The sequence below is a fragment of the Planctomycetota bacterium genome, assembly GCA_016872555.1.
Taxonomy (GTDB): domain Bacteria; phylum Planctomycetota; class Planctomycetia; order Pirellulales; family UBA1268; genus F1-20-MAGs016.
In genome coordinates this window covers 1-3,113 of record VGZO01000119.1, presented here as the reverse complement: position 1 = coordinate 3,113, position 3,113 = coordinate 1, and the positions used below count along the sequence as shown (strand labels likewise).

The window sequence follows — 3,113 nt, the reverse complement described above, 5'->3', positions numbered from 1 at the left end:
AAGGATCGGTCGGCCAATGGCACTTCGGCAAGCGTCGGCCTGGCGGGGCGGATTATGAGGAGCAACCGCCGGAGCTGGCTGGGCCGTATGCGGCCCGACCGTGGAGGTGCCGAAGAGCTTCCTATCCACGCTCAAGGCCGGATTTTTCTCGTCGGCTCGAGCCCGCTCTGAAACCGCCCTGCTCACGGGCCGTCCGCACCGTGGCATGGGATCCCGTCAGAGGCTGCGAATGTCGATCACGGGCAGTTCGTCGGGCGACGTCTGAGTCACGTCGCATTCGTTGTGGACCTGCACGAGGTTTCCCCAGTCGGTCGGTGGGCCACGGGCGGGAGACACGGGCGGCGGTTCGAGCGGTTCGCCCAAGTGTGTCAGGATTTTCCGGATCGGCCCCGGATCGGTAATGAACGCGATGAGGCGGATGTCGCCACCACACCCCGGGCACGCAAAAGGAAACTCCTCCCCCACCCGGGCCATGAGTTTGGCCTTTGGCGTCGAGAGGTGTCGTGGGAGGGCGGTTTGTCGCATGAGTCGCAGCCGTGGCCGGTGGCATCTCCGTCCGCCGCATGTCCGCCGACCGCATGCCCACCAGTCGCGGCATCACGCGGCTTGCCGACATTCCCGATGGCGAGCGCCGTGACGGCGGACCTGAGCTTGTGATTCGGGGCGAACACCCCGTGATAGCGATGCCGGTGCTTCCGCGGCGGCGGCACGAGGTCAGCGAGCCGGTCGAGGAACTCAAAAGGCGAGAGGTCGACGACGCCATTGGCCCCCGGCCGCGTGGACTTGCGGCTGCGAGTGGGTCCGACCCAGTTGGCCGCCTTATGTCTCGGCAGCACGTAGCGGATGCGAGCGATCTGGCCATCTGCACCGCGGCTCACGAAGAGTCGCTCGAGCGCGAAGGGCGGCCGGGCACAGTATCGCGTCAGGTGTTCGAGGCTCTGAAAATAGCTCGGCACGTCGCGGTCTATTGAGCGTGATCCGAACACTGGCGTCGACTGAAAACCCGCTGTTCTCTCGAGCGACCATATCGCTGGCCGCATCGGCGTCGAGGAGCCGCTGCATGCGGAACCAACGCACGACACGACGGCGCACCTTCTCGGTGAGCGCGGCCAGATCGGCCTGGTTGATCGGTCGGGCCGGCAGGAACGCCGGCGGGGTGTCGCACCGCGCGGTGTCGGCAGGCGGCACGAAGACGCCTTCGGTTGCGCATACGTGCAGGTGCACGTGAGCTTCGAGCGCCGAGCCGAAGCGGTGCAGGAAGGACACGGCGCCGAGCCGTGGGCGAGCGGCTGCGGGGGCGCTGGCGTCACTCGTCACGCCTGCGACAGCGCCCAGCAGCCGCTCGATCTCCTCAATGAAGATTCTTGTGAGAGCGGCGACGGCCGCAGGCCGATCGGCGAGAAAACCCCGTAAATTCTTCGGCACCGAGATCACCCACTGTCGCACGGGCTTATCCTCGCGAGCGTCTCCCGCACCGGCCGGCTCTTGGTCGTCGACGAGCCGCCGGCGTCGTGCGGGTTCGCCGCCGAGGTGGCGGCGCGCGTCGCCGACAAGGGCTTCGACCTCCTCGACGCCCCCGTTCGCCGGCTCACCGGCGCCTTCGTCCCCACCCCCTACGCCCCCGCGCTCGAGGCGGCCTTCGTGCCCGCCGCCCCGGCGGCGCGCTTCCTCGACGACATGCGCCGGGGCTGCGAGGCCCCCGGGGGCTCGCCTGACGGCGGATTGCAACGCGGGATCAGGCGGCCGGGGCGCGGCGCGGCCGGGCGGCGCGCGGGGCGGAGGCTTCCACCAGATTCATCCCGCCGCGGTAGCGGTGGAGGCTCGCCGCCAGCGCCGTGCCCTGGGGGATCAGCCCGCCGGCGTCGCCGCGGATCGTCACCACGCCCGGCGACCGCTCCCAGCGCGACGCCACCATGTCGACGAAGCGCACGCGGTGCGCCGTCGGCCCCTTGCCCACCGGCTTGAGGGTGAGGAGGTCGTCGGGAAGGATCGAGTCGGCCTCGAGGAGGCGCCGCTCCACGCCCGGCGCGGGCGGCGGGGCCCCGAGGCGGAAGTCCATGGTCACCTCCATCCGGCCCCGCGCGAGCGCATGGCCGCGCGCGCCGTCGGGGGTCTCGACGAGGCCGATCGAGGGGGTGACGTACTTGGGGAAGCCGAGGTGATGCCCCCCCTGGCGCGCCACCCAGGTCGTCACCGGCATCGTCACCGGATACCACCCCTCCGCGCCCCCGTGGACGGCGCGCAGGAGCAGCGACCACTCCTGGTAGCGCACCAGCGGCCAGGGAACCACGTCGCGGTAGTCGATGAGGAACACCTTCACCACCGGACGGGCCGGCATCCCCAGCGCCCGCGGCAGGTAGCGCCGGTAGGCGGCGACGTCGGGCGGGGCGTAGTGCGTGGTCAGGCCGACGAGATGGCGGAACTGCCCGCCGGTCTGCGCGTAGAGGAGCCAGTCGAGGAGGGAGCGCATGGCGGGCGTGCGGGGGAGGGGGGAAGCGGAGAGCGGATGGGCATGCCTCCCCGGGCCCGCACACTAGCCGCCACCGCCGGGGGCGGACAAGGCTGGTTTCGCTCCGCCAGCGCTCACTTCGCCGCCGGCTCGAACCCGTGCTGGCGCATGAAGGGGGCGGTGACGGCCTCGCGGCCGCGGAAGGCCCGGTATCCCTCGCCGGGATCGACCGTGTTGCCCACCGAGAAGACGTGCTTCCGCAGGCGCTCCGCCACGGCCGCGTCCCACGGCCCCCCCGCCTCGGTGAACGCCTCCCAGGCGTCGGCGGTGAGGACGTCGCTCCAAAAGATAGCCCGGTCAATGGCACCTCCGCACCGGTCTTGCGGCTGATGAACGACTCGTGAGCCTCGGGAGGAGCGGCCCGGGCGTCCGGAGCGGGTTTCTCGAAACGCCCCGCACCCGCTTCGGTGGCGTTTTTCTGGCGTCTGCGCAGACCGCGTCCTAGTCGGCCGTTCCCGGGGCTTCGACGCCTCGCGCCCGACGCCGGTCAGAGGCTGTGGATGTCGATCACGGACAGCTCGTCTATCCGTCCCTGAAAGATTGCCCGGTCGTCATGGACCTGCACGAACTCCCCCTAGTACTACTACGTTAGCTCAACTGGAAT

At 70.4% G+C, this 3,113-nt stretch carries 5 protein-coding genes; 1 reads left to right on the top strand and 4 read right to left on the bottom strand.

Going from position 1 to position 3,113, the window contains the following annotated elements; all coding sequences use genetic code 11:
• Window positions 1-368: 368 nt before the first annotated feature.
• Both FJ309_17315 and FJ309_17310 read right to left on the bottom strand, forming a co-directional pair.
• Window positions 369-1,040, bottom strand: a complete 672-nt coding sequence (locus FJ309_17315) for a hypothetical protein (GenBank protein MBM3956334.1) — start codon at window positions 1,038-1,040, stop codon at window positions 369-371.
• Complete coding sequence (locus FJ309_17310) at window positions 820-1,446, bottom strand: hypothetical protein (protein ID MBM3956333.1); 627 nt, start codon at window positions 1,444-1,446, stop codon at window positions 820-822. The genes FJ309_17315 and FJ309_17310 overlap by 221 nt, the downstream gene beginning before the upstream one ends.
• Here FJ309_17310 and FJ309_17305 point away from each other — a divergent pair.
• Window positions 1,414-1,965, top strand: coding sequence for a hypothetical protein (locus FJ309_17305; protein ID MBM3956332.1), 552 nt, complete (start codon window positions 1,414-1,416; stop codon window positions 1,963-1,965). The two genes, FJ309_17310 and FJ309_17305, sit on opposite strands and share 33 nt — an antisense overlap.
• Here the strand turns inward: FJ309_17305 and FJ309_17300 are convergent.
• On the bottom strand, window positions 1,736-2,470 hold the full coding sequence (locus FJ309_17300; GenBank protein ID MBM3956331.1) for a hypothetical protein: 735 nt from the start codon (window positions 2,468-2,470) through the stop codon (window positions 1,736-1,738). The genes FJ309_17305 and FJ309_17300 overlap by 230 nt on opposite strands.
• A gap of 113 nt (window positions 2,471-2,583) precedes the next feature.
• On the bottom strand, window positions 2,584-3,000 hold the full coding sequence (locus FJ309_17295; protein MBM3956330.1) for a M3 family metallopeptidase: 417 nt from the start codon (window positions 2,998-3,000) through the stop codon (window positions 2,584-2,586).
• Between the last annotated feature and the right edge of the window lie 113 nt (window positions 3,001-3,113).

Bases quoted from the DNA above. Each gene is read 5' to 3' on its own strand.
- FJ309_17300 (MBM3956331.1), bottom strand. From the start codon at position 2,470: ATGCGCTCCCTCCTCGACTGGCTCCTCTACGCGCAGACCGGCGGGCAG.
- FJ309_17315 (MBM3956334.1), bottom strand. From the start codon at position 1,040: ATGCGGCCAGCGATATGGTCGCTCGAGAGAACAGCGGGTTTTCAGTCG.